Annotated in this window: 22 protein-coding genes; 15 read left to right on the top strand and 7 right to left on the bottom strand. The window is 74.1% G+C overall.

Features of this window, described 5'->3' with window-relative positions; translation table 11 throughout:
• The first annotated feature begins 5 nt into the window (after nucleotides 1–5).
• From PUR71_RS32860 to PUR71_RS32850, 3 genes are all read left to right on the top strand, one after another.
• Nucleotides 6–539, top strand: a complete 534-nt coding sequence (locus tag PUR71_RS32860) for a PadR family transcriptional regulator (protein WP_329930829.1) — start codon at nucleotides 6–8, stop codon at nucleotides 537–539.
• Nucleotides 540–629: 90 nt separating this feature from the next.
• A complete protein-coding gene (locus PUR71_RS32855) occupies nucleotides 630–1,379 on the top strand; it encodes a hypothetical protein (RefSeq protein ID WP_329930828.1) in 750 nt (249 codons plus the stop codon).
• A 207-nt stretch (nucleotides 1,380–1,586) separates the two neighbouring features.
• Complete coding sequence (locus PUR71_RS32850) at nucleotides 1,587–1,829, top strand: helix-turn-helix domain-containing protein (protein ID WP_329930827.1); 243 nt, start codon at nucleotides 1,587–1,589, stop codon at nucleotides 1,827–1,829.
• A 6-nt stretch (nucleotides 1,830–1,835) separates the two neighbouring features.
• Here PUR71_RS32850 and PUR71_RS32845 read toward each other — a convergent pair whose 3' ends face one another.
• The gene (locus PUR71_RS32845; protein WP_329930826.1) at nucleotides 1,836–5,042 is read right to left on the bottom strand and encodes a putative bifunctional diguanylate cyclase/phosphodiesterase; all 3,207 of its coding nucleotides are present in this window, start codon (nucleotides 5,040–5,042) and stop codon (nucleotides 1,836–1,838) included.
• A gap of 170 nt (nucleotides 5,043–5,212) precedes the next feature.
• On the opposite strand from PUR71_RS32845, the gene PUR71_RS32840 reads away from it, so the two are divergent.
• From PUR71_RS32840 to PUR71_RS32825, 4 genes are all read left to right on the top strand, one after another.
• Nucleotides 5,213–8,620, top strand: a complete 3,408-nt coding sequence (locus PUR71_RS32840) for an amino acid adenylation domain-containing protein (protein ID WP_329930825.1) — start codon at nucleotides 5,213–5,215, stop codon at nucleotides 8,618–8,620.
• A complete protein-coding gene (locus PUR71_RS32835; protein ID WP_329930824.1) occupies nucleotides 8,617–9,369 on the top strand; it encodes a leucyl/phenylalanyl-tRNA--protein transferase in 753 nt (250 codons plus the stop codon). Before PUR71_RS32840 ends, PUR71_RS32835 begins: the two co-directional genes overlap by 4 nt.
• Before the next feature lie 100 nt (nucleotides 9,370–9,469).
• Nucleotides 9,470–11,002 carry a hypothetical protein gene (locus tag PUR71_RS32830; RefSeq protein ID WP_329930823.1) on the top strand — a complete coding sequence of 511 codons (1,533 nt, stop codon included), beginning with the start codon at nucleotides 9,470–9,472 and terminating at the stop codon, nucleotides 11,000–11,002.
• A 150-nt stretch (nucleotides 11,003–11,152) separates the two neighbouring features.
• Nucleotides 11,153–11,914 (top strand): serine hydrolase, encoded by a 762-nt coding sequence (locus PUR71_RS32825; protein ID WP_329930822.1) that lies wholly within the window; start codon nucleotides 11,153–11,155, stop codon nucleotides 11,912–11,914.
• Nucleotides 11,915–12,028: 114 nt separating this feature from the next.
• Here the strand turns inward: PUR71_RS32825 and PUR71_RS32820 are convergent, their stop codons facing one another.
• The 6 genes from PUR71_RS32820 to PUR71_RS32795 form a co-directional block, all read right to left on the bottom strand.
• Nucleotides 12,029–13,162 carry an FAD-dependent monooxygenase gene (locus PUR71_RS32820; RefSeq protein WP_329930821.1) on the bottom strand — a complete coding sequence of 378 codons (1,134 nt, stop codon included), beginning with the start codon at nucleotides 13,160–13,162 and terminating at the stop codon, nucleotides 12,029–12,031.
• 34 nt (nucleotides 13,163–13,196) lie between these two features.
• Nucleotides 13,197–13,772 (bottom strand): GTP-binding protein, encoded by a 576-nt coding sequence (locus tag PUR71_RS32815; RefSeq protein WP_329930820.1) that lies wholly within the window; start codon nucleotides 13,770–13,772, stop codon nucleotides 13,197–13,199.
• Nucleotides 13,773–13,774: 2 nt separating this feature from the next.
• Complete coding sequence (locus PUR71_RS32810) at nucleotides 13,775–14,137, bottom strand: DUF742 domain-containing protein (protein WP_329930896.1); 363 nt, start codon at nucleotides 14,135–14,137, stop codon at nucleotides 13,775–13,777.
• 62 nt (nucleotides 14,138–14,199) lie between these two features.
• On the bottom strand, nucleotides 14,200–14,661 hold the full coding sequence (locus PUR71_RS32805) for a roadblock/LC7 domain-containing protein (RefSeq protein ID WP_329930819.1): 462 nt from the start codon (nucleotides 14,659–14,661) through the stop codon (nucleotides 14,200–14,202).
• Nucleotides 14,658–17,492, bottom strand: a complete 2,835-nt coding sequence (locus tag PUR71_RS32800; RefSeq protein ID WP_329930818.1) for a sensor histidine kinase — start codon at nucleotides 17,490–17,492, stop codon at nucleotides 14,658–14,660. Before PUR71_RS32800 ends, PUR71_RS32805 begins: the two co-directional genes overlap by 4 nt.
• Before the next feature lie 686 nt (nucleotides 17,493–18,178).
• Entirely contained in the window at nucleotides 18,179–18,490 is a 312-nt protein-coding gene (locus PUR71_RS32795; protein WP_329930817.1) for a hypothetical protein, read from the bottom strand.
• Nucleotides 18,491–19,236: 746 nt separating this feature from the next.
• On the opposite strand from PUR71_RS32795, the gene PUR71_RS32790 reads away from it, so the two are divergent.
• The 8 genes from PUR71_RS32790 (at nucleotide 19,237) to PUR71_RS32755 (ending at nucleotide 26,049) form a co-directional block, all read left to right on the top strand.
• Complete coding sequence (locus PUR71_RS32790; RefSeq protein WP_329930816.1) at nucleotides 19,237–20,145, top strand: urea transporter; 909 nt, start codon at nucleotides 19,237–19,239, stop codon at nucleotides 20,143–20,145.
• A 67-nt stretch (nucleotides 20,146–20,212) separates the two neighbouring features.
• Nucleotides 20,213–20,518, top strand: coding sequence for an urease subunit gamma (locus PUR71_RS32785; protein ID WP_329930815.1), 306 nt, complete (start codon nucleotides 20,213–20,215; stop codon nucleotides 20,516–20,518).
• Nucleotides 20,519–21,346, top strand: coding sequence for a cobalamin biosynthesis protein CbiX (locus PUR71_RS32780; protein ID WP_329930814.1), 828 nt, complete (start codon nucleotides 20,519–20,521; stop codon nucleotides 21,344–21,346).
• 108 nt (nucleotides 21,347–21,454) lie between these two features.
• Nucleotides 21,455–21,865, top strand: coding sequence for an urease subunit beta (locus PUR71_RS32775; protein ID WP_329930813.1), 411 nt, complete (start codon nucleotides 21,455–21,457; stop codon nucleotides 21,863–21,865).
• The gene (ureC, locus tag PUR71_RS32770; RefSeq protein ID WP_329930812.1) at nucleotides 21,865–23,589 is read left to right on the top strand and encodes an urease subunit alpha; all 1,725 of its coding nucleotides are present in this window, start codon (nucleotides 21,865–21,867) and stop codon (nucleotides 23,587–23,589) included. Before PUR71_RS32775 ends, ureC begins: the two co-directional genes overlap by 1 nt.
• Nucleotides 23,586–24,359 (top strand): urease accessory protein UreF, encoded by a 774-nt coding sequence (locus PUR71_RS32765; protein WP_329930811.1) that lies wholly within the window; start codon nucleotides 23,586–23,588, stop codon nucleotides 24,357–24,359. The genes ureC and PUR71_RS32765 overlap by 4 nt, the downstream gene beginning before the upstream one ends.
• Nucleotides 24,360–24,400: 41 nt before the next feature.
• The gene (gene ureG, locus PUR71_RS32760) at nucleotides 24,401–25,021 is read left to right on the top strand and encodes an urease accessory protein UreG (RefSeq protein WP_329930810.1); all 621 of its coding nucleotides are present in this window, start codon (nucleotides 24,401–24,403) and stop codon (nucleotides 25,019–25,021) included.
• Nucleotides 25,018–26,049 (top strand): urease accessory protein UreD, encoded by a 1,032-nt coding sequence (locus tag PUR71_RS32755; RefSeq protein ID WP_329930809.1) that lies wholly within the window; start codon nucleotides 25,018–25,020, stop codon nucleotides 26,047–26,049. The genes ureG and PUR71_RS32755 overlap by 4 nt, the downstream gene beginning before the upstream one ends.
• Nucleotides 26,050–26,087 lie beyond the last annotated feature (38 nt).

Genomic DNA, 26,087 nt, shown 5'->3' with positions numbered 1-26,087 from the left:
ACCGCATGTCGCTGCCCCACGCCATCCTCACCGCCCTCCTGGAGAAACCCTCCTCGGGGCTGGAGCTGACCAGGCGCTTCGACAAGTCGATCGGCTTCTTCTGGTCCGCCACGCACCAGCAGATCTACCGCGAGCTGGGCCGGCTGGAGGCCTCCGGACACATCCGGGCCCTCCCGCAGGCCGGCCCGGCGCGCGGCCAGAAGAAGGAGTACGAGGTGCTGGCCGCCGGCCGCGCCGAACTCGAACGCTGGACGGCCGAGGGCTCCGACCCGCGGGCCGTCCGCGAACCGCTGCTGCTGCGGCTGCGCGCCGCAGCGGTCGTCGGCACGGCCGGGCTCGACGCCGAACTGCGGCGGCACCTCGAGCTCCACCGGGCGCAGGTGGACGACTACCTGGCGATCGAGCGGCACGACTTCCCGCCCGAGCGCGCCGCCGACGAGAACCGGCTCCACCACGCCGTGCTGCGGGCCGGCATCGGTCTGGAGACGTTCTGGGTGGAGTGGCTCACCGAGACGCTGGACGCCCTGCCGGGCGACTGACCTGCGGCTTTCCGTCCCCGCGCGCTCCGCGCCGACCCCGGTGGGACACTGGTGGCCTGTCCCTGCCCGAACTCTCGACCGGGGGCCCGCATGTCCCACTCCAGGCCGCTCCACGCCCTCACCGCCGCAGCGCTCGTCGCGGCGGTCGTCCTGGGCCCGGCGCACCTGGCCGCCGCGGCGGCGCCGGCCCAGGACCTCCCCACGGCCGACCAGCTCAGCGCGGCCCTGCTCACCGTCGACGACGTCGGCCCCGGCTACACCGAGGTCCCCACGACCGCCAGCCCCAGCCCCGGCGAGAACCCGTCCCCGGCCAGCGGCTGTGACGCCCTCAGCGCGCTCGTCAACATGCACGCGGACGCCACCCCGACGCCCGGGAGCCCGCACGTCGAGGTCGAACTCGACGGCGAGGACGGCAACCCGATGGTGACCGAGAACCTCACCGCCGAGGACGCGGGCAAGCTCACCACCGACTTCACCACGGCCACCGACGCGTTCCGCAGCTGTCACCAGATCACCTTCAACGCGGGCACCGAGGACTCGGTGAGCTTCACCGTCGCCCCGGTGACCCTCGGCGACCGCCCCGACGCCCCCGCCGTGCGCCTCGACGGCACCCTGGCCGGCGTCCAGCTCAACGCCTACATCGGCATCGAGCGCTTCGGCACGGTCGCGATGGTCTTCGGCTACTTCCAACGCCAGGACGCGGGCTCCCAGGAGGCGTCCTTCCAGTACCGCACGGCCGTGGCCAAGGCCGAACGCACCCTCGGCAGCACCGCCGGCAGCACCACGCCCCCGACGCTGCCCACGGCCACGGCCACGACCACCCGGCCGGCGGTGGTCTGAGCCGGCGGCGGGCCGCGAGCGTCGTCGGGGTGCGGTGCGGTCGGTGCTGCTACGACGATGCCGTGTCCCACCACCTCAGCGGGCCGGCCCCCGAACTCCCAAGCGGCGGTCAAGGATCCTTGACCGCCGCTTCGCACGCCCGGATCCGGCGGTGTGCCACGCTGTGCGCCCCACCGCCGCGCGGGCACGTGCAGACGAGGAGACGCAGTGAGCGAGCCGAGACGCCCGATCGAGGACTTCCCCGCCCACCCGGGCGGCGACCCGGCCGCCGACCTCGCCCACGCCGTCCGCGAGCGCCGCACCGCCCTCGGGCTCTCCGTCGAAGAGCTCGCGCAGCGAACCAGGTTGACGGAAGGTCGGATCCGCGCGATCGAGGCGGGCCGTGCCGCGCCGACCCTTCCGCTCCTGACCGTCCTCGCCGGAGCGCTGCGCACCGCGTTCACCGCCTAGCGGCTCCTAGCGGGCGGCCCCCGGCCGGGCGGGCTCGTTCGTCGTCGTGCGCACGAGCGCCCGCGCCTGCTCGGAGGTGAGCGGGTGGGCGAAGAGGTAGCCCTGGCCGAGCGGGCAGCCCATGGCGGCGAGCAGGTCGCGCTGTTCGGGGTGCTCGATGCCCTCGGCGATGACCTGGACGCCGAGCGTGTCGGCGATCCGGGCGATGCCCTCGACGAGGGCGTACTGCTGCTGCGAGGAGCTGAGGCCGTCGATGAACGACTTGTCGATCTTCAGGATCGAGATGGGGAACTCGCGCAGGTAGGACAGCGAGGAGTAGCCCGTCCCGAAGTCGTCGATGGCGATGCCGACGCCGAGGCCGGACAGGGTGCTCATGTCGTCGTGGACGCGCTCGTCGCGGCGCATCAGCACCGACTCGGTGAGTTCCAGGACGAGCGTGCGCGGGTCGATCCCGGAGGCCGCGACCGCCTGCCGCACGACGTCGACGAAGCCCGCGTCGCGGAACTGCCGGGCGGAGACGTTGACGTTGACGCGCAGCGGCGGCCGCCCGGAGGCGGCGCGCGCCGCGGAGCTCGCCTCGTGCCACGCGGCGGCCTCCTGGGCGGCGCGTTCGAGGACCCACGCGCCGAGCGGGACGATCTGGCCGCTCTCCTCCGCGAGGGCGATGAACTCGTCGGGCAGCACCATGCCGCGCCGGTCGTGCGGCCAGCGGACCAGGGCCTCGAAGGAGACCAGGTCGCCGGTGCGCAGGTCGACGATCGGCTGGTAGTACAGCTTGAACGCGGACTCGGCGATCGCGGTGTCCAGGTTCTCGTTCAGCTCGTGCCGCTCCACCAGCCCGGCCTGGAAGGACGGCTGGTAGTGGCAGGACTGGCGGCGCCCGGCCGCCTTCGCCGAGTACAGCGCGAGGTCGGCGTGGGTGAGCAGTTCGGCCGCGTCCACGCTGTCCTCGGTCGTCGCCACGCCGATGCTCGCCGTCACCCGCACCGCGCCGGCGCTCAGCTTGAACGGTTCGGCGAACACCGACAGCACGCCCTCGGCGATCGCGTCCACGTCGTCCGGGCGCAGCACGTCCTCCACGAGCACCGCGAACTCGTCGCCGCCGAGGCGCGCCGCGGTGTCGGAGGAGCGCAGCGCGGTGGAGACCCGCAGGGAGACGGCGACCAGCAGTTCGTCTCCCACGGAGTGGCCCTGGGTGTCGTTGACCACCTTGAAGTCGTCGAGGTCGATGAACAGGACCCCGGTGACGGCGCCGGTGCGCTCGCCGCGCGACAGCGCGTGGCCGACCCGGTCCAGGAACAGGACGCGGTTGGCGAGGCCGGTGAGCGAGTCGTGGAAGGCACGGTGGGTGAGCTCGCGCTCCATGCGGCGCTGGTCGGTGACGTCGCGCAGGGTGAGCACGAGGCCGCCGACGGTGGGGTCGCTGCGGAGGTCGGTGTGGCGGACCTCGGCCTCGATGGGGGTGCGATCGGTGCGCAGCAGCCGCCAGTGCTCGCGCTGCTGCTCGCGGTGCGCGTCGCGGGGCCGTTCGCCGGAGTGCTCCGGCGCCCCGGGCGGGTCGGCGGGTCCGCGCATGCGGGACAGCGCCTTGCCGACGGCCCGGCTGTCCTCGGGCGGCACGAGCTCGGTGAACTGGGTGCCCTCCAGCTCGGGGTAGCCGAGGACCCGCTCGGCCGAGGACGAGGCGTAGCGGATGCAGTCGTCGGCGTCGAGGATCAGGATGACGTCGCTCGCGTTCTGGACGAGGGTGCGGAAGTACAGCTCGCTGTTGCGGCGGTTGATCTCCCGGCTCAGCATGACGCGTTCGACGGCCAGCGCCGCCTGCGCGGCGAGGATCTCCAGCGAGCCCCAGAGGCTGGTGAGCTCCTGCTCGGTGCCGGTGACGATGAGCGCGCCGATCAGCGGGTCGCCGGAGGGGCGCTCGGCGAGGGTGAGCGGGCACAGGAGCGCGCAGGGCATGCCGTCGAGGCGGGTGGCGAGGCCGCTGCCGATGTCCTCGACCGGCAGGAGGCGGGTCTCGCGGTAGACGGCGAGCGCCAGCACCTCGTCCGGGCCGCCGGGGTGCTCGGCGGCGGCGTGCCGGGCGGCGCCGCGCTCGGCGTGCCGCACGTGCAGGACACCGCCCTCGGTGACGGCCAGCAGCGCGACGTGCCCGGCCTCGGTGGGCATGAGCGTGGAGGCGGCCATCTGGACGGCGTCGGCGACCTCCTCGACGGCGACGGCGGCGGTGAGCGACGCCCCGGCCACGCGCAGTGCGCGCTCGCGGCCGACGGCTTCCCGGCGGGCCACGACGACGACCGCGAGGCGGGCCAGGACCAGGAGGTAGAGGAGGGCGGAGAAGGCGCCGATCACGCCCGCGTTGCTGGTGTTGCCGTTCAGCGACTCGATGATCAGGATCGCCGGGGCGATCAGCGAGGCGAGCGTGAGCAGCGCGAGCCGGCCGCGCCCGAGGTCGGGCTGCTGGGTGGGCACCGGCCGGGTCAGCTCGACCATGGAGGGGTGCAGCGCCGCGGCGCCCCACGCGGTGTAGAAGGCGGCCCAGCCGAGCTCGACCGGCCCGCCGATGTGCCAGGTGCCGTGCAACTGGATCAGCCCGTACAGGACGTCCGAGGTGAGGATGCCGAGGGTGCCGACGGTGAGCAGCTGCAGCGAGCGGCTGTTGCCGCCGCGCGGGGTCAGCAGGCGCAACAGCAGGGCGAGGACGACGACGTCGCCGAGCGGATAGGCGATGGAGACGGCCTTCGGGAACCAGTCGAGGTCGGCGTTCCGCGCGTTCGGGAGGATCAGGTAGATCCAGGAGAGCAGGGCGAGGCCCATGGTGAGGATGAGCGCGTCCAGGAGGCCGGCGCGGTCCTGATGGGCCGTCCGCCAGCGGATGAAGCCGAGCACGCCGGCCGCGTACAGCACGAACTCGGCGAGGTAGAAGCCGTCGGCCACCGACGGGAACGGGTTGTCGAGGTGCAGGATCTGCAACTGGACGGCCTGGACGACCTCGCCCGCGGTGAAGCTGAGGTTCGCGAGCGCCAGCAGGTACCAGGGCAGCGCGTGGGACGGGCGGTTGAGGCGGACGCCGATCACGATGGCGGCCACGCCGCCCAGCCCGATGCCCGTCCACCAGATGATCCGCTGCGAGGGGTCGGAGTAGTAGGCCGCGATGAAGGCCACCATCCACAGCAGGTAACAGACCATCAGGCGTTGTCGCCGGCGTGTCAACGAGGCTACCTCCTCCGCGACTTCACCCCGCCGGTCGGGCGGGGGCGCGTGACGGGGGCGCGCGGCTCGCCGGGCGTCCGGTCGCCGGGTGTCCGGTCCTGGGGCGCCCGGTCCCGTCCGGTGCCGGGACCTCCGGCGGATCACCACCGGACGTTCCCAATGTGCCGTGAGTGCGTATAGTCGGAAATGTCGCACCTCCCAGCATTCTGCCGCCACACCACGAGGTCAAGCCGGTGGACGACGCAGTCGACAGCGCACAGGGCGCACCGCGGGACGCGGACCCCGGTCGTCACGCCGTGGTCCGCAATGACAACGGTCAGTATGCGATCTGGCCCGGCGACTTGACGGTTCCCGACGGTTGGCGGCGCGTCTTCGGGCCGGCCGGGCGGGCCGAGTGCCGGGCGCACGTCGAGCGGGAATGGCGGCCGGACGACCTGGGGTTCGTGTCGTCCGGGCGGCCCGGAGGCCGGGACGCCACCGCCGTCCGGGCACCGGCCGGCTTCGCGGACACCGTGCACGGGCTGTTCCGGGCGCGGGCCGCGCACGACCCGGAGGCGGCCGCGGTGATCACCGACGACGCCACGCTGAGTTACCGCGAACTGGACCGGCGCAGCGACCGGTTGGCCGCCGCGCTGCGGGCCCGGGGCGTCGGCGCGGAGCAGGTCGTGCCGGTCTGCCTGCCACGGGGCGCGGACCTGGTGGTCGCGTGGCTGGGGGTGCTCAAGGCGGGCGGGGCCTTCCTGCCGCTGGACCCGGCCAATCCGCAGCGGCGGCTGGCCCGGCTCGTCGAGGACAGCGGGGCCAAGGTGGCGATCGGTGCCGTCCCGGGGATGGAGACCGTCCCGGTGGGAGGCCAGGCGACGCCGGCCCCGGTGCCCGACGCCGCCGCCCCCGACGACCTCGCCTACCTGATCTACACCTCCGGCACCACCGGCACCCCCAAGGGCGTCGCGGTCACGCACCGTTCGCTCGTCTTCACGCTCGACCGCGTCATCCACGCCTACCGCCTCACCCCCGGTGACCGCGTCCTGCAGCTCGCCGCACTCGGCTTCGACACCGCGCTCGAACAGGTGCTCGCCGCCCTGCTCTCCGGCGCCACCCTCGTCCTCGGCGGCATCCGCACCTGGGCGCCCTTCGAGCTCGTCGCCCGGCTGAGCGGACTCGGCCTCGCCGTCGCCGACCTCACCCCCGCCTACTGGCACCACGTGCTCGCGCTGCTGCCCGCCGGCGAGCCGGGACCGAAGGCGCTGCGGCTGATCGTCGTCGGCGGGGACGTCGTGCACGCCGACGACTGCCGCACCTGCCTGGACCGGCTGCCCGGCGTCCGCCTGGTCAACGCGTACGGCCTCACCGAGGCGGCCGTCACCTCGACGCTGTGCGAGGTGACGGCCGCGGTGCTGGACGCCGGCGCGGCCGCCCCGGCCGCGCCGGTGCCGATCGGCCGGCCGCTGCCGGGCGTGCGGGTGCACGTCCTGGACTCCCGGATGAGCCCCGTGCGGCCCGGCGAGAAGGGCGAGATCCACCTCGGCGGGCCGGGCCTCGCCCGCGGCTACTGGCGGGCCCCCGGCCTCACGGCGGAATCCTTTCTGCCCGACCCGTACGCCCCCGTCCCCGGCGAGCGCATGTACCGCACCGGCGACGCCGGCCGCTGGCGGGCCGACGGACAGCTGGAGATCCTCGGCCGCTTCGACGACCAGGTGAAGGTCCGCGGCTACCGGGTCGACCCGGCCGAGATCGAGGCCGTCCTGGCCGGCCACCCCGACGTCCGGCAGGCCAGGGTCGCCGCCGACGGCGCCGAGGCCGACGGCTCCCGCCGCCTCACCGCCTACTACACGCTCGCCGAGCACGCCGCCTCCGACGGCGACGGGCGCCGCGACGGCCTCCGCTCCTACCTGGCCGAACGCCTGCCCGCGTACATGGTCCCGGCCTCCTTCGTGGCCCTGGACGCCATGCCGCTCACCCCGGCCGGCAAGGTCGACCGCCGCCGCCTCCCGCAGGCCGAGCCGCAGGTGCGCGGGGCCGCGAGGAGCGCCGGCAACACCGGCGCCGGCACCAACTCCACCGCGGGCTCAGTCGCGAGCCCGGGAACGGGCGCCGGAGCGGGCGCGGCCGGCGCGGTCGAGGACGCCGTCGGACACCTGTGGGCCGAACTCCTCGACGTCGAACTCGTCCACCCCGCCGACGACTTCTTCGCCCTCGGCGGCACCTCCCTGCTCGCCATGGAGATGCTCGCCCGCGCCCGCCTCGTCTTCGGCATCGACGTCACCCGCATCCGCGTCCTCACCCGCGCCCTCCTTCGCGACGCCACGCTGCGCGCCTTCGCCGCCGCCGTCCGGGACGCGCGGGCGGGCGGCACCGGCACCCGCGAGACCGCCGTCGACTGGTCGGCCGAGGCCGAACTGGGCCACCCCGTCGGCCAGTCCTGGCACCCCGCGCCCTGTCGCGCCGAACCCGCCGAGATCCTGCTCACCGGCGCCACCGGCTTCTGCGGCGCCCACCTGCTGAACGCCTTGCTCGCCACCACCCGCGCCCGCATCCACTGCCTGGTCCGCGCCCCCGACGAGGAACACGCCCTCGAACGGCTGCGCGCCACCCAGCAGCGCTTCCTGCGCCACGACCTGGCGGACGCCCGGGTGGTGCCGGTCGTCGGCGACCTGGGCGAACCGATGCTCGGCATGACGAAGCGTCAATTCGACTGGATGGCGGGGAACCTGGACGCCGTCCACCACCTCGGTGGGCAGGTCAACTTCATCTACCCCTACCACCAGCTGCGCGGCCCCAACGTCGGCGGCACCCGCGAGGTCGTCCGCCTCGCCGGCCTCAGCCGGGGCGTGCCCGTGCACTACCTCTCCACGCTCGCCGTCATCGCCGGGTTCGGCGCGGCGGGCATCCGCGAGGTCACCGAACGGACGCCGCTCGCCCACCCGGAGCGGCTGGGCGTCGGGTACGTGGAGAGCAAGTGGGTCGCCGAACAACTGCTGCACAATGCCGCCGCGGCCGGACTTCCCGTCACCGTCCTGCGCACCAACGACGTCACCGGGGACCTGGCGACGGGCGTCATGAACCACGGCACCGAGATGTGCGCGCTGATCAAGTACATGGCCGACAGCGGTACTTGCCCCGACGTGCGACTCGCACTCGACTACGTGCCCGCCGACCGCTTCGCCCGCGCCGTGGTCCACATCGCCGCCCACGCGCCCGCCGACGGCGAGGTGTACCACGTGACCTCGCCGCTGCCCGCCGACCTCTCCGACCTCGCCGACCGGCTACGGGTGCGGGGCTACCCGGTGTCCCAAGTCCCCTACCGGGAGTGGGTGCAGGGCCTCGTCCGGTACGCCGCCGCGCACCCGACCCACCCGATCGCCCCCTTCGTCCCGTTGTTCGTCGACCGGGCCCCGGGCGCGGCCATGTCGATCAGCGAGATGTACTTCCAGCCGACGTTCCCGCGCTTCGACCGGACCAACACCGAGGCGGCGCTCGCGGGCAGCGGCATCCGGCTCCCGGCGGTGGACGCCGGACTGCTCGACCTCTACCTCGGGCAGTTGGAGGCGGACGGGTACCTCAGGGCGGGACCGTGAACGCGTTCGCCGGAGTCGACCTGCGGGCCGCACCCGGCGACGGGCCGGTGGCGTTCGGGTCCGCGCTCGGGGCCGAACGGATCCTCGCCGCCTACCGGTGCGGGCTCTTCCCCCTGCCGGCCGCCGACGAGTTCGCGATCGCCTACAACGAGGCGCGCTTCGAGGAGGCCGTCGAGGCGGGGGAGATCGCCCTGCTCGGCGGCGACGACCCGTACGCCGTCGCGTGGTGGTCGCCCGACCCCCGGCCCGTCATCCCGCCCGGCGGGGTCCGGCTCGGGCATCGGCTCGCGCGGCGGCTGCGCAACCGGCTCGGCTGGTGGACCAGCGCCGACGCGGCCTTCGGCGAGGTCCTCGCGCGGTGCGCGGAGGGGCGCCAACCTGCTTGGCTGACCGCCGAGTTGATCGACGGCCTCACCGGGCTGCACGCGCTCGGCGCCGCCCACAGCGCCGAGGTGTGGGAGGGGGAGGAGCTGGTCGGCGGGGTCTTCGGCGTCGTCGCCGGGCCCGTCCTCAGCCTCGACTCGATGTTCCACCGCCGCCCCGACGCGGCCCGCGTCGCCGTCGCCGACCTCGCCGCCCGCTTCGCCGCCGCCGGGGGCCGGCTCCTCGACGCCCAGTGGGACGGCCCGCACGTGCGCAGCCTCGGCGCGGTGTCACTGCCCCGCGCCGACTACCTGGAGGAACTCGCGGCGCCCGCGGACCTCCGCCCGCTGGACACGGACCGGCTGCCGGCGGCCCGGCTGGGCTGAACGGGGCCGAGCGCGGCTGAACCGGGCTCCGGTCCGTTGCCCCCTACCCGACTTGGCCTGTCTTCGACAAAGTTATTCCCCGTCAGTAACATGACGCCGCGTGTTCAGCAGCTCGATAGGCAGGGCCGTGCGCCCCGCCCTCCTCACCCTCGTCCTGACCGGGGCCGCCGCGTGCGGGCCGACGTCCCCCGGCACTCCCCAGGCCGCCACCGAGCCGGCCTCGACCCCCGTCGCCGCCACGGCGACCGGCTCCGGCCCCGCCGGCGCCGCTCCGACCGCCGGCGCCCCGCGCGCCCGCGCCACCACGGCCGCCGCCGCGCCCACCGGGCGCCCGACGGTCTCCGCGACCGTCGCGGCCGCCCCCGCCGGAGCCCAGCAGGCCGCCATCGGCACGCCCGGCAAGGACGGCGGCGCCGTCACGGCCGCCGCGAACAACCTCCAGCTCACGGCGTACGACCCGGCGGGCGGCACGGCCGTCCTGTCGGCAGCCCCGGGCACGGCCGCGCCGACCGCGAGCCCGAGCGCCCCGTCGGCCGCGCCCTCGAAGGCCGCACTGAGCGCGTCCGCGACCGCCGCCCCCGCCGTGCAGCCCGGCGCTCTGATCGCCAGCCCGCCGACCGCCGCCGCGCCCCAGGGCGCGCTCGTCGCCGTCACCGCCGTGCAGCCCGGCGCCGGCGACAGCATCAAGCTCGCCACCCGCCCGGCCACGCTCGCCGAACTCCTCGGCGGCACCGAGGCGGACGGCAAGGTCGCCGTGGACCCGCACGGCATCAAGGTGACGCCGCTGGTCAAGGACCTCAAGGCGAGCGTCGGTGCCGGCTCCGGCGGCGTGCAGGCCGACGCCTCCGGCACGCTGGAGGTCGACGTCAACGCCCCGATCCCGCTGCCCGAGGGCGCGAGCGTGGCGGCGACCGGCTCCCTCCGACTGCACCCCGCGGTCCACTTCGCCTACCACGGCGCCGCCGCGGGCAGCCCGCGCACGGCGTCCATCGGCTTCGACCTCGGGGCCGACGCCCACTGGAAGGTCACCGGCGACCTCGCCCGCACCACCGGCGCGGCGCCCGTGCGGCTGCCGTTCGCCAAGCTCCAGGCGAGCCCGGTGCTCACCGTCGCGGGCCTGCCCGTCGTCGTCAACCTCGGCCTGACCTGCTACCTGGAGATCAGCGCCGACGGCCAGGTCCACGTCGAGGCCGAGCAGGAGGCCACCGGCACCTGGTCGGTGCGCGCCGACTACACCGGCGGAAAGGGTTGGGCCCCGATCAGCGACGCCGCCGACACCAAGGTGTCCCCGGTCCATCTGCGGCTGAACGGCAAGGCCGGCGTCCGCGCCGCGCTCGGCGCCGAGGCCAGCGTCGGCCTGTACGACACGGTCGGCGTGGAGACCACGGTCGCGCCCTACCTGAGCGCGAAGGCGGAGGGCTCGCTGAGCGCCGACGTCCCGGGCGGCACCCCGCAGGCGCAGGGCAACTGGTCGGTGGTCGGGGGCGTCGACCTGAACGGCGCGCTCACCGCGCACCTGAAGATCTTCGGCACGCCGATCATCGAGGGCAAGCTCCCGCTGCCGCCCTTCCACCGCGAATGGCCGCTCCTCGCGGGCACGGCCGCCCTCCCGTCCCCGCGTCCGAGCAGCTGACGGCCGCAGCGCGCGGCGGCACACGGCGAGTGACGCACTGACAGCTGACAGATAACAGATTTCGAAATCTGTTATCTGTTATCTGTCAGCTGTCAGCGGTTTTCTGTTCGTCGTCGCCCGTCGGCCGTCGTCCGGGCCTACGCTTGCCGGATGTTGTCTGTGGTGGTGGCTCCCTGGGGGAGCGGTGAGCCGGTGTTCGGACGGGCGGCGGACGTGCGGCACTACGCGGCGAGCACGATGAAGGTCGCCGTGCTCGCGGCCCTGCACCGCAGCGGCGTCGACCTGGACGCCGAGGTGCCCGTGGTGAACCGGTTCGACTCGGCCGTGGGCGGCGACTTCACCAACACCCGTGACGGCGACGGCGATCCGCTGCCCTGGGAGCTCCTCGGCGGTACCGCTCCGCTGCGCACGCTCGCCGAGCGGATGATCACCCACTCCTCCAACCTGGCCACCAACCTGTGCCTCGCCGCCGTCGGCGCCGGGGCGGTGGCCGAGGTCTGGCGGCGGGCCGGGGCGACGCACAGCGCCACCCCGCGCGGGATCGAGGACGCCGCCGCGCGCGAGGCCGGCGTCGACAACCTGGTGACCGCCCGCGACCTGGTCCGGCTCTTGCGGTCCCTCGACGGGGAGCCGGAGTTGCTGGCCCTCCTGGAGCGCAACGCCTACCGGGTGGACCTCGCGGCCGGGCTGCCGCCGGGCACCCGGATCGCGTTCAAGAACGGCTGGGTCACCGGCGCCCGGCACAGCGTGGGCGTCGTCCACCCGGACGACTGCCCGCCCTACCTGATCGCGGTCTGCTACACCGGCCCGCTCGCCTCCGGCCACGGCACCGCCGACCCGGCGGCCCGCCTGGTCGCGCGGATCTCGGCGGCGGTCTGGAACCGCCGCCGAGACATCACCGCACGCCCCTGAACCGTCCGTCCCTGAACCGTCCGTCCCTGAACCGTCCGTCCCTGAACCGTCCGCCCCTGAACCGTCCTGCCGTCAGGCCGCCCGTGGATCGGCCGTCGGTCATGCGGCCGCCCGTCAGTACGGCTTGACGAGCACGTGCGCCGCGCCGGGGATGCCGACCTTCAGGAGCTCGTCCTCCTCCGGCGTGGTCGGCGTGCCGGTCTCCTGCTTGAGGATCGCGCGGGAGAGCGCCTGCACCCACAGCGCGCGCGGGCGGCGGCGCTCCTCCCAGGCGGTCAGGGCGGCCTCGACGGAGTCGGCGGCGTCCAGACTCTGGGCGAGCACGAGCGCGTCCTCGACCGCCATCGCCGCGCCCTGGGCGAGGTGCGGGGTGCTGGCGTGGGCGGCGTCGCCGGCGAGGGCGACGCGTCCGATGTGCCAGGGCTCCTCGACGGTCACCTGGGAGATGCGCGAGTAGACCACCGCGGCCGGGTCGGTGACCTGGGCGAGAGCCGCGGCGATGGGGCCGCCGAAGCCGGCGAGGCGCTCGGCGAGCTGCTCGTGGGCGCGCTCCGGGTCCGGCCGGAAGTCCTCGGCCTCGGCGAACACCGAGCCCAGGTACATGAGTTCGGTGCTGATCGGGGTGAGCAGCGCCTTGGCCTCGAGGTTCCCGGCGGACATCACGACGCCCCGCACCTCGGGCGAACGCGGCAGCGTCACACGCCAGTTGGCGAAGCCGGTGTACGCGGGTGCGTACTTCTCCCCGTAGATGCGCCGGCGCAGCGGCGAGCCGATGCCGTCGAAGCCGACCACGAGGTCGTAGCGGCCGCTGTGGCCGTCGGTGAGGGTGACGTCCACCCCGGCGTCGTCGTCGGCGAGTTCGGCGATCGTCGTGCCGAAGCGCAGGCGGGCCCCGGCCGCGGTGGCGGCGCCGGCGAGCACCTCGGCGAGGGCGGGGCGGGGGATGCCGTTGTTGGCGGGGGCGTCGCCCATGCGGGGCTGCGGGATCTCGGCGAGCGTGGTGCCGGCCGGGTCGCAGATGGTCAGCACCTCCCACTCGAAGCCGGCGGCCAGGCAGGCGTCCAGGACGCCGATCTCGCGCATCACGTGCAGGGCGTTGGACGGCTGGATGATGCCGACGCCCGACGCCTCCAGGCCGTCGCGCAGTTCGGCGACGTCGACGTGGTGGCCGCGCCGGGCGAGGGCGGTGGCGAGGGTGAGGCCGCCGATGCCGCCGCCGTGGACGAGTATGCGCAGGGGAGAGGTCATGCGGGGCTCCAGGGTGTGAAGGGCGCGGGCCGGATCAGCCGACGGGGGCGGCGGCGAGGTCCATCAGGTGGTCGACGAGGGCGAGCAGGAGGTCGCGCCCGAAGGCCCGGTCGCGGACGTCGCCGATCAGCATCGGCACCTGCGGGTCGAGGTCGAGCGCGGCCCGGATCTCTTCGGGGGTGCGGGTGTTGTGGCCGTGGAAGCAGTTGATCGCGACCACGAACGGGATGCCCCGGCTCTCGAAGAAGTCGATGGAGGCGAAGCTGGTGTCCAGCCGCCGGGTGTCGGCGATGACGATGCCGCCGAGGGCGCCGTTGACCAGGTCGTTCCACATGAACCAGAAGCGCTCCTGGCCGGGCGTGCCGAACAGGTAGACGACGAGCTCCGGGCTGACGGTGATCCGCCCGAAGTCGAGGGCGACGGTCGTGGTGTCCTTCTGGTCGACCCCGGCCAGGTCGTCGACGCCGACGCTGGCCTTGGTGAGGTACTCCTCGGTGCGCAGCGGGGCGACCTCGCTGACCGAGGCGACGAGGGTGGTCTTGCCGACGCCGAAGCCGCCCGCGATGAGGATCTTGACGGCGGCGGGGGCCGCGGGGTGGGGCGTTGCCATGGTCACAGTCTCCGGAGTCCTTCGCGTACGGCCGTGAGCAGGCCGAGGTCCGCGCCGCCGGCGGCCCGGGCCACCGAGAGCGGCGCACGGGCCCGCAGCAGGCCCTGGGCGACCAGGTCGCCGAGCAGGATCTTGGTGACCGAGACCGGGAGGTCCAGCCCGGCGGCCACCTCGGCGACCGCGGCCGGTCGACGGCAGCGGTAGAGGATCGCCCGGTGCTCGGGCTGGAGGGCGCGCACGCCGCCGAGGCTGCGCGCGAGGGCCCGGTCGGCCTCCTCCTCGTCGGTGGTGAGCACCGTGATCAGGGTGAGGTCGTCGCGTTCGGGCGCGGTGCGGCCGCGGGTGATGGTGTACGGGCGCACCATCGTCCCGGCGTCGAAGTCGTCGTCCTCGTCGTCGAGTTCGCTCCAGTGCGGGACCACCCGCGTCAGCCCCGTCCGGTGGCGCCGGGCCGGCGGGCGGCGAACGCGTCGAAGGAGCCGGGGACGGCCTCGCCGCGGACGGGGGTGCCGAGCTTCTGGCCGACCTGCTGTACGAGGGTGTGCATGGCGACGGACATCACCTCGGCGTCGACCTCCTGGGAGGCGACGACGGCGAGGTGGGTGCCCTGGGCGGCGGCGATGACGAACAGCCAGCACTCGGCGAGCTCGACGATCACCTGGTGGACCGGTCCGCCGTCGAAGAGCTGGCCGACGCCCCGGGCCAGGCTCTGCTGGCCGGTGGCGACGGCGGCCAGGCGCTCGGCGTCGGCGCGCTCGATGCTGCGGGAGTGGCTGACGACCAGGCCGTCGTCGGAGAGCAGGACGGCGTTCCTGGTCCCGGGGACCGAGTCGACGAGTCCGTCCAGCAGCCAGTCGAGGTCCTGGTGGGTGGCGGTGGTGCGGTTCATGACTGGTCATCCGTTCGTGTCGTTCGGGGGTCCGCGGCCGGCAGGGCCCAGGGGGAGGACTCCGGTGCGTGTGTCGAGGAGCCGGCCGGGGCGGTGGGGGGAACCGGCGGGGCGGCGGCCCGGGGAAGGGCGGCCTCCCCACCGTCCTGGACACCGCCCTGGAGGCCCTGGGCGCGGGCCGCGCGGGACTGGCGCTGGAAGGCGCCGATGGTGGCGCCGGAGCGGCGCACCGGGCGCTGGAACGGGCCGCCGACGGGCTGCCCGTCCGCCGCGGGGGCGGCCGGCGCGGGCCGCCGGGGCTCGGCCTGCGCGGCGGGCGGCGGGACGCGCAGCTCGGCCGCGAGGCTGGCCTGGCGGATGCGCTGCGGCAGCGGCGGCTGGTGGCCGTCGGCGGGGCTGAGCGGCACGGCGGAGGCGTACTCGCGGCGGCGCCGCCGCTCGGCGAGCCGGTAGTGGTCGGCCGGGCGGTACTGCTCGTCGGCGTACGGGGCCTCGGCGTCCGTCACCAGGGCGTAGGCGATGTCCGGGTAGGCGGGCGCGTCGTGCGCGGGGGCGTCCTGGACGGGGACGTCGTGCGCGGGGACGTCGTGCGAGGTGGCCTGGTCGAGGGCCGTCTCCGGGGCCGGGGAGCTGTGCTCGATCGGCTGGTCGGCGTGCCGGCCGGCGGGCTGAACGGCGTACTGGCCGGCGGGCTGAAGGGCGTACTGGTCCGGGGACGGCCCTTCGTGCGGCGCCCCGGTCGTCGGCCCGGCGTACTCGGTGTGCCCGACCTGCCCGGCGTGCTCGACCTGCCCGGCGTGTCCGACCTGCCCGGCGTGTCCGACCTGCCCGGCGTGCTCGACCTGCCCGGCGTGCTCGACGCGTCCGAAGGAGTCGGCCGTCCCGAAGGCCTCCGCCGGAGCGAGCACCTGGACCGGCCGCGCCTCGGGCACCTCGTTGGAGGCCGTCATCAGCGCCTTGCGCGAGCGCCGTACGAGCGGGATCGGCCCGGTCGCCGCGGCCGGCCCGTGGGCGGCGTCGGGCAGCCCGGCGTCGCCGTCGATGACGAGCTCGGTCGGCACCAGGACCACCACCCGGGTGCCGCCGAACGCGGACGGGCGGAACTCGACCTTCAGACCGGTGTTGGCGGCCAGCCGGGCCACGACGTGGAAGCCGAGGCGGATGTCGTCGCCGCGCTCCAGGACGTCCATGCGCGCGGGCGGGCGGAGCATCAGCGCGTTGGCCGCGTCGTACTGCTCCGGGTCCATGCCCAGGCCGCGGTCCTCGATCTCCACGGCGAGCCCGCGCCCGACCATGGCGGCCCTGACCTCGACCGGCGTCGGCGGCTTGGAGAAGGTGGTGGCGTTCTCCATCAGCTCGGCGAGCACGTGGGCGACCGGCCCGACGGCCCGCTCGGAGAGCCAGGGGTGGCCCTCGACGTCCAGCATGATCCGCCGGTAGTCCTGCACCTCGCCCTGCGCGGCGCGCAGCACGTCCAGCAGCGGGACGGGCTTGCGCCAGCGCCGCTGCGGCTGGCCGCCGGCCATGATGACGAGGTTCTCCTCGTAGCGGCGCAGGCGCGCGGTGAGGTGGTCGAGGTCGAACAGGCCCTCCAGGACCTCCGGGTCCTCGTGCTTGCGCTCCAGCTCGTCCAGGCGGCGCAGCTGGCGGCCGATCAGCAGCTGGGTGCGGCGGGCGATGCGCTGGAGCAGCCGCTCGAAGCCGCGGTGCTGCTCGGCCTGGCGCACGGCGGTCGCCAGGGCGGAGGTGCGGGCGGCGTTGAGTGCCTGGCCGAGGGCGGCGAGTTCGTCGGTGCCGCCGCCGCGCAGGGTGCCGGCCGCGGCCGTGATGGCCCGGCTCTCGGCCTCGACGTCGACCTGCTCGCCGCGCCCGAGGCGCTCGACGACCTCGGGCAGGGTGCGCTCCAGCTCCTCGGCCTGGGTCTGGAGCTCCTTGATCCGGCGGCGCAGCGAGCGGCTGAGGCGCCAGCTCGCGATGCCGATCCCGATGACGGCGACCAGGCCGACGACCGCGGTCAGCACGACGGTGGTCAGCAGCGAGAGGATCGAGTTCAGGCCGACCTTGACCACGCCGTCGGTGCGGGTCTCGATCGCCTTGACGAGCTGCGGGTTGACCTGGTCGACGGCCTGGCGCCACTGGTCCTGCATCGGCGGCAGCTTGACGGTGGCGCCGCCCGGCTCGGCGGGGGTCGGCTTGGTGAGCGCCTGCTCGACTGCCGTCTTGGCCTGCCAGGACGGGCTGTTCATCAGGTCGTGCCAGGCCGGCGCCTCCCCGGCGGGGACGTAGGGCGCGATCTGGACGGTGAACAGGTGGTCCTGCGCCCCGATCGCCTCCTGCACCTGCTGGTACTCGGCGACGCCGAGCCGCCCGGAGGGCCAGCCACGGGCCAGGATGGCGTCCTCGCGGGCGAGCATCTCCTTGGCCCAGAAGGCGTTGACGAGGGTCTTGGAGATCCAGGTGATCTCACCGGTGTCGACGTGGCTGAGCGCGGTGAACAGCCGCAGGTCCACGGCGATCAGGTCGGTGTAGTAGGCGTACAGCGACTGCTGGTCGATGGTGGCGCGGTCGACGGCGGCGCGTTGCTCGCCGAGCCGGCCGAGCGCCTGGCGGGCCTCGGCGACGGCGGTGCGCACCTCGGCGGGGGCCTCGTCGGCGGTCTCGCCGGACAGCGCCTGGAATTGGCGCACCGCATCGTCCGTCAGCTGGCGCTGCCGGCGCAGCTGGTCCGCGTTGGCACCGGGCCGGGCGAGCGCCTCGGCGCTGAGCCGGCGCTCCTCCTGGAGGTTGTAGTAGACGATGTTGGACGGCTGTCCGGCCTTCTGGGCGAGCATGCCCTGGGCGGCCTGCCGCTGGAAGGAGGAGAGCGTCTCGCCGCTGGTGACCGCCCAGAGCAGGGCGAGGGCGATGCTGGGGACGACGGCCAGGACGAGCAGCGCCGTCCGCAGGGACAGGCGCGGACGCCTGCGGGGGGCCTTCGGCGCCGGGGGCCGCCGATTCGCACGCGCGCGCAGAGCTGACTCCTTAGGGCGGGCTTTTTGACGAAGCGATACTAGTCATACCGTGTTATTGGAGTGAAAGCCCGTTCGCTGTCTGGACGGTGCTCGCTCACCGCTCCGACACAATGTCACCTTCCCGTTGACCGTTCGCCGGCGAACGGCCCCTGCTCGCGGCCGTGCGGCCCAGTGTCATGCACGTGGCCGCCCGGAGAGTGGCGCCCGTGTGAAGAGTGTGTGACGCCCATCGCGGACATGCCATCAGGTCCCCAGTGGCCGCGCCCGCGTGGCCTCCAGGGCAACGCTGCGGCCCCGGCGGACAGCGGGGTCGGACGTCCGGCGCGGTGACGTAGGGGGAGGGTGCGAGTGCAGTGTGTTGGCGGTAGCTCAGGTGAGGTCGGCGTCGACGTCCGGGCGGTACCGAGCACCGTCGGTCGCGCGCGGGGCTGAGCGTGCGGGAGCGGGAAGTCGGCCGGGCCGACTTCCCATTCCCGTTCGGGCGCTGCCGGGCGGTGCCGGTCGGGTTACTGGAAGGTCCGGAGCACGAGCCCGTCCCGCCCGCACAGGACGACCCGGGACGGGGCCTGCTTGCCGGCGGTGACGAAGTGCTCCCTGATCCTGGCGGCCGTGTCGCGCAGTCCGGCCTCGGTGGCCTCCGAGATCGGACCGGTCGCCTGCCAGTGCATCGTCAGTTCCCACTGCCGGCCCCGGCCGCCGCCACCGCGCGGGGCGGTCGGCTCGGCCTCGAGGGCGAGCCGACCGAGCAGTTCGAGGATCGCGTTCATGTCGGTGCCGTCGATGTGGGCGAAGTCCTCTTCCACCAATATCGCATCCATGCCCGACCCCCTACCCGCCGCGGACCGGACGACGCCGGTGTCACGCCGGGAAACCCGCCGTCACTTCAGGAACCCGGGCGGCCGGTTCGGGGGCTCGGCGCCGCCGCGGCCGAATGGCCGCCAGGTCTCGGCCCGGGTGCCGGCCCTGCGGGGCGCCGTGATCCACCGGGCCGGTGGGTCCCCGGTGGTGACGAGCGGCGGCTCGGTGGCCGTGTCGTCCGCAGCAGCCGCGGCCAAGCCGCGACGATGAAGGCCCGGAGCTCGTCGTCCCGGTCGTTCTGCGGTTCTCCCCCGAGCACCTCCTCGCCCTCCCCGAGTCCACCCGGGTACGGAAACCGCTCGCTTCCCGCGGAGCCGGGTGTCCGAATTGCCGGTCAGGAGGGGATTCGGGTGGAATCCATGGACACGGCCACCCCTCCTTTTCGTTGGTGATGAGTAAAACTTCGCAAAGAATGGGCTTCTTCAGGCGGGGCCCGACCTGCAGATTCAACAGATTGTTGCAGCTCAGCGCCGAGATGATCACCCGATGTCATTCGCCCGTAACCTGACGTGTGCGAGCATGTCGGCGATCCGCAGGAGTACGGTTCCGAAGGAATCGCGGGTCGTTCGTGAGAGCACGTCGAACAGCTTCGCGGAGTACTTCGCCATGCGGCCGAAAGCCGTAGCGGGAATTGGTGCGACGAATGGGTCAGGAAAAGGACGGACCAGCGGCGCGGGAGGCCACTCGCCCGATATCCGTCAGATGGGTGATCGAAGTCCTGCGCGGAGTAGCCCAGGTGGAATTCCTGCCGTCGGCGGTGTGCGGCCTCCTCTTCGCGGCCGCACTGTTCGCCGCCGGCTGGCGGTACGGCGCGTACGGCCTGCTCGGCAGCGCGGTCGGCACCGGCACCGCGTACGCGCTGCAGCTCGCACCCGGCGCCGTCCGGGCGGGACTGCTCGGCTGCAACGGCTGCCTGGTCGCCCTGAGCTGCGCGGTCTTCCACGACCCCGGACACCCGGCGACCCTTGTCGTCGCGGTGCTCGGCGCCGTCGGCTCCGTCGTCCTCACCGCGGGCCTCACCACCCTGCTCGCCGCCCGCGGGCTGCCCGCGCTCACCGCGCCGTTCTGCCTCGTGGCCACCGCGACCACGGCCGCGGCGCCGGGCTTGCGGCAGCTGTGGCACGGCGCCCCCACCCCGGCCGCCCTGCCCCTGCCCGCCACCGGCCCCACCGGGCCGAACGGGGACCAGCTGTGGCACGGCTTCTTCGCCAACATCGGCCAGATCTTCTTCATGCCCCAGTGGTACGTCGGCCTGCTGCTCCTCGCCGGACTCCTCGCGGCCAGCCGCCTCGCCGCCCTCGCGGCCTGCGCGGGCAGCGCCACCGCGCTGGTCACCGCCTGGGCCCTCGGCGCACCCGCCGAAGCCGTCGGCGAGGGAGTGCTCGGCTACAACGGCGTGCTGGTGGCGATGGCCCTGTGCGGCGTGTTCGTCGCCCCCGGCCCCTGGAGCGCGGCCTACGCGCTGTTCGGCGCGGTCACCGCGACCGTGCTGACCCCGGCGCTCGACGCCGTCGCCGCGCCCTTCGGCAGCCATGCCTTCACGTGGCCGTTCGTCGTTACCACATTGCTGTTCCTCGCGGCGGTGCCGGGTGTTCCGAGGCTGCGCCGAATCTGAGGGTCCGTCCCGTTCCCCGAACTCCCCCTGGGTTTCTCCGAAAAGCCGGAAAGGAAGCGTGGTCCCCGTGAACCTGTCCCCGCGCGAGATGGACAAGCTGTACGTCTACGTCGTGGCCGATCTGGCCCGCAAACGCCGCGACCGCGGCGTGAAACTGAATTACAGCGAGGCCTGCGCGCTGATCAGCGAGGCCATCATGGAGGGCGCGCGCGACGGGCGCACCGTCGCCGAGTGCATGGAGATCGGCAAGCAGGTCGTCGGCAGCGCCGACGTGATGCCCGGCGTGCGCGAGATGCTCCCGCTGCTCCAGGTCGAGGCCGCCTTCCTCGACGGCACCAAGCTCGTCTCCTGCCACGACCCGGTCGGTGCCTGAGTGACCGCCGACCGCCGGGCCGCCACCGTGGTGCTGGCCGGCGGGCACGAGAGCGGCCACGCCCGCGACCTCGCCCCCCTCGTGGACCGCGAGCCCGCCGTCCACGCGGCGGCCGCCCCGGGACGCGACCTCGCCGCGGCCGTCCGCTCGGCGCTCGCCGCCACCGGCGGACCGGTGTGCGTCGTCCCCATGACGCTCGGCCGCGACCCGAAACTCGTCGCCGACAGCGCCCGTGCCCTGCACTGGCTCGCCGCCGGAGAGGCCCGCGGCCGGCTCGCCCTCACCGCGCCGTTCGGCGCCGCCGGACACCTCGTCGGCTGGCTGCGCGCCGCGGCCGGCACCGGCCCCGACCCCGAGGGCGCGGTCCTGGTCACCGCGCCGGCGGCCGGCCCGTTCGAGGACGCCGAACTCTTCCGGATCGCCCGGCTCGTGCGCCAGTACGGGCACCACCGCTGGGTCGAGGTGGCCCTCGCCGGCGGCGACCCCGACCCCGCCGAGGGCGCCGAACGCTGCCGCCTCCTCGGCGCCCGCACGGTCACCGCCGTCCCGGCCTCCTTCGGACGGGCGGTGGCGCCCGGGGCACCGGTCGGCGTCCGCGACGGCGGACCGCTGCTGCGCCCCTCCGCGATCGCCGGGGTGGTCGCGGCCCGCACGGCAGCGGCCCTGCACCTGCTCGGCCACGGCGAGGACGGCATCGCGGCCGGACTCGACGCCGAGCACGGGCACGGCTACGCCCACAGCCACGGCCCGGGCGGCGCGCACGGCCACGGACCCGGGCACGGCCACGGCCACGGTCCCGGCCACGCGCACATCCACGCGCACCGCTGAACGAACCCCGCCCAACGAACCCCGCCCAACGAACCCCGCCAAGCGACCCCCGCCAAGCGACCCCCGCTCAACGAGCCCCACTGAACCGAGGGAGAGGAAGGGCCAGCCATGTCTGGTGGTGCCACGTACCTGTACGGCGACGATCCGGTGGAGATCAACGCCGGCCGCGCCACGGTCACCGTCACGGTCGGCAACACCGGCGACCGGGCGATCCAGGTCGGTTCCCACTACCACTTCTTCGAGGCCAACCGCGCCCTCGACTTCGACCGCAACGCCGCCTACGGCAAGCACCTGGACATCCCGGCCGGCACCGCCGTGCGCTTCGAGCCCGGTGACACCAAGGACGTCACGCTCGTCGAGTTCGGCGGCCACGGCCGCCTGGTCGGCTTCGCCAACCTCGTCGACGGCGGCATCAAGTCCCCCGACACGCGCGCCCGCGCCCTCGGCCGGGCGATCGCGCTCGGCTTCAAGGGCACCAACCTCGACCACAAGGACGACCGCAAGGAAGGCACCCGCTGATGGCCATGCTCTCCCGCAAGCAGTACACCGACCTGTTCGGGCCCACCGTCGGCGACCGCTTCCACCTCGCCGACACCAACCTCGTGGTCGAGGTCGAGAAGGACTTCAACCAGGGCCACTACGGCGACGAGGCCGTCTACGGCGGCGGCAAGGGCATCCGCGACGGCATGGCCCAGGACCCGGCCGCCACCTCCGTCCAGGGCGCGCTCGACCTGGTCATCACCAACGTCGTCGTGCTGGACCCGGTCCTCGGCGTCGTCAAGGGCGACATCGGCGTCAAGGACGGCTTCATCGCCGCCGTCGGCAAGGCCGGCAACCCGCACGCCCAGAGCGGCGTGCACCCCAAGCTCGTGATCGGCCCCGGCACCGATGTCATCTCCGGCGAGCACCTGATCGCCACCGCCGGCGGCATCGACACCCACATCCACTTCATCGCCCCCCAGCAGGCGCAGGAGGCCCTGAGCAACGGCATCACCACCCTCATCGGCGGCGGCACGGGCCCCTCCGACGGCACCAAGGGCACCACCTGCACGCCCGGCCCGTGGAACATCGGCCGGATGTACCAGGCCGTCGAGGACCTCCCGGTCAACGTCGGCCTCCTCGGCAAGGGCAACGGCTCGCTGCCCGGCGCCCTGCGCGAACAGGTCGAGGCGGGCGTGTGCGGCCTGAAGGTGCACGAGGACTGGGGCAGCACCCCGGCCGCGATCGACACCGCTCTGCGCGTCGCCGACGAGTACGACGTCCAGGTCGCCATCCACACGGACACCCTCAACGAGGGCGGCTTCTTCGAGGACACCCTCTCCGCGATCGACGGCCGCACCATCCACACCTTCCACACCGAGGGCGCAGGCGGCGGCCACGCCCCCGACATCATGCGGATCGCCGGCGAGGCCAACGTCCTGCCGTCCTCGACGAACCCGACGCTGCCCTACACCGTCAACTCCGTCGACGAGCTGCTCGACATGGTGATGGTCTGCCACCACCTCAGCCACGACATCCCCGAGGACGTCTCCTTCGCCGACTCCCGGGTGCGCGCCGAGACCATCGCCGCCGAGACCGTCCTGCACGACGAGGGCGTCATCTCGATCTTCTCCTCCGACTCGCAGGCCATGGGCCGCATCGGCGAGTCCTTCACCCGCGCCTTCCAGACCGCCCACCACTGCAAGGACCAGCGCGGCAAGCTCGCCGGCGACACCGACCGCAACGACAACTTCCGGGTCCTGCGCTACCTCGCCAAGCTGACCATCAATCCGGCCATCGCCTCCGGCACCGCCGACCACATCGGCTCCCTGGAGCCCGGCAAGCTCGCCGACATCGTGCTCTGGCCGATCAACTCCTTCGGCGCCAAGCCCAAGATGGTCATCAAGGGCGGCGTCATCAACTGGGCCCTCATGGGCGACCCCAACGCCTCGCTGCCCACCCCGCAGCCGGTCTACTACCGGCCCATGTACGGCGCGCTCGGCCGCGCCAAGCAGGCCACCCGGGTCTCCTTCATGTCCCAGGCCGCCGTCGACCTCGGCGTCCCGGCCACGCTCGGCCTCGACAGCCGCGTCCTGCCGGTGCGGCGGTGCCGCTCGGTCGGCAAGCAGCACATGGTCCGCAACGACGCCCTGCCGAAGATCGCGGTCGACCCGGAGACCTACAAGGTCACCCTGGACGGCGAGCCCGCCACGATCGAACCCGCCCGCGAACTCCCGCTCAACCACCTGTTCTACCTCGCATGAGCGGCCCCGTTGTAGGTGGCCCCGTCGGAGTCGACCCCGTCGGAGGTGGTCCCGTCGGAGGTGGCCCCGTCGCCCCGGACCCGGGAGCCCTGGACGCCCTGCTGGTCTGCCTCCAGCTCACCGACTCCGCCTTCCCCAGCGGGTTCTACACCCTCTCCCACGGGCTGGAGGGCTACGCCCAGGCCAAGGCCGTCACCCCGGACACCATGCCGGACCTGCTCACCGACCTGCTGCGCCACTCGGTGGGCCCGGGCGACGCCACCGCGCTCGCCCTCGCCCACCGCGCCGCGACGGCCGGCGACTGGGACCTGCTCGCCGAGGTCGACGAGCGGCTCCACGCCACCAAGCTCAACCGCGAGCTGCGCCTGGCCTCCACCCGGACCGGGCGCCAACTCCTGGACATCGCCCGGGAGTCGCTCGGCGGCGAACCGCTGGAGCGGTACGCCGAACTGGTCGCCGACAAACGCGCCCCGGGCTCCCAGGCCGTGGCCGCCGGGGTCGCGTACGCCGCCGCCGGAGTCCCGGCCGAACAGGCCCTGGCCGGCGACCTGTTCGCCTTCTGCACCAGCTTCGTCGGCGCCGCGCTGAGGCTGCGCCTGACCGACCACCGCAAGGCGCAGGTCGTGCTGCGGTCGCTCGCGCCGGTGCTCCAGGAGGTCGTCCGGGCGGCCCTCGAACGGGAGTTGGCCGACCTCGGCGGCTGCGCGCCGGTCGCGGACGCGATGTCCGGCCGGCACGAACGGGCCGAGGCCCGGCTGTTCATGAGCTGACCACGCAGAGGAACCGGCAACACCGCACCAGAGGAGGAAACTTGACCGAGAACGTGCTCCGCGTCGGCATCGGCGGCCCCGTCGGCTCCGGCAAGACGGCGCTGATCGAGGCCCTCGTCCCGGTCCTGATCGCCCGCGGCCACCGCCCGGCGGTCGTCACCAACGACATCTACACCCAGGAGGACGCCCAGCACGTGCGCCGCACGCTGGCCGGCCTGCTCGACCCCGAACGCGTCGTGGGCGTCGAGACCGGCGCCTGCCCGCACACCGCCGTCCGCGACGACCCGACGATGAACCTCGCCGCCGGCGCCGAGCTCCTGGAACGCTTCCCGGACGTCGACACCCTGCTGTACGAGTCCGGCGGCGACAACCTGACCCTCACCTTCAGCCCCGTCCTCGTCGACCTCTTCCTCTTCGTCCTCGACACCGCCGAGGGCGAGAAGATGCCCCGCAAGCGCGGCCCGGGCATCACCGAGTCCGACCTCCTGGTGATCAACAAGATCGACATCGCCCAGTACGTCCGCGCCGACCTCGGCGTCATGGAGTCCGACGCCCACCGCGTCCGCGAGGGCGGACCCGTCGTCCTCACCAACTGCCTGACCGGAGACGGACTGGAGGAGATCGCCGACTTCCTGGAGACCTTCCGCAAGGCCGCCGCATGACGGCCGCTGCGCAGGCGGGCCCGGACGTGGCTCCGCAGGCGCCCGCGGGCGCGGCCGCCGAAGTGGCCGCGGACGCGCCACCACCGCGGCTCGACCCCCGGCACTACGAGCCGGCCCGTGTCCCGGCCGAGGTCCGCCGGCACGCCGGGACGCCCGACACCCTCGGGGTCGGACGCCCCGGCAAGGTCGGCCTCCTGGAACTCGCCTTCGAGAAGATCGGCGCCCGCACCGAACTCACCGGCCACTACCAGAAGTCGCCGCTGCAGATCATGCGCCCGCTCTACTACGACCCGGCCCGCCCGGACCTCGCCGTCACCCTCCTGATGTCCACCGGCGGCGGCATCCTCCAGGCCGACCGGCTGCGCACGGACCTCCACTGCGGCGCCGACACCGCGGTACACCTCACCACCCAGGCGGCCACCAAGGTCTACCGGATGGAGTTCGACTACGCGACGCAGCTCGTCAACCTGCACGCCGGCCCCCGCGCCTACGTCGAGTACCTGCCCGAGCCCGTCATCCCCTTCGTCGACTCCCGCCTCTACCAGCGCACCGTCCTCACCGTCGACCCCACCGCCACCGTCCTCGCCGGCGAGACCGTCCTCGCCGGACGCCTGGCCCGCGGCGAGCGCAACGCCTACCGGGTGTTCGCCTCCGACCTCGAAGTGCGGCGCCCGGACGGCCGGCTGGTCGCCCTGGACACCGTCCGCCTGGAGCCCGGCGCTCCCCCCGGCCGTCCTCCCGGCGCGGGGGTCACCGGTCCGGCGGTGCTCGCCGGACACGACGTCATGGCCAGCCTGTACGCGATCACGCCGCTCGCCCCGGCCACGCAGGTCGCCGACACCCTGCACGAGGCCCTCGCCGACCGCGCCCTGCTGTACGGCGTCAGCGTCCTGCCGCACGACGCCGGCGCCTGGCTGCGGGTGCTCGGCGACGACACCCGCGCCTGCGCCGCCGCGCTGCGCACCGCCTGGGACGCCGTGCGCCGCCTCCTGATCGGCGCCCCGGCCCCGGACCTGCGCAAGACCTGACGGGCATCCAGGGGGCCAGGGACCACGGGCCCGGCGCC

It is taken from the genome of Streptomyces sp. SP17BM10, from assembly GCF_036322405.1.
Classification (GTDB): domain Bacteria; phylum Actinomycetota; class Actinomycetes; order Streptomycetales; family Streptomycetaceae; genus Kitasatospora.
The sequence above is the reverse complement of the archived record's forward strand: the minus strand, read 5'-3'. Positions and strand labels throughout refer to the sequence as shown.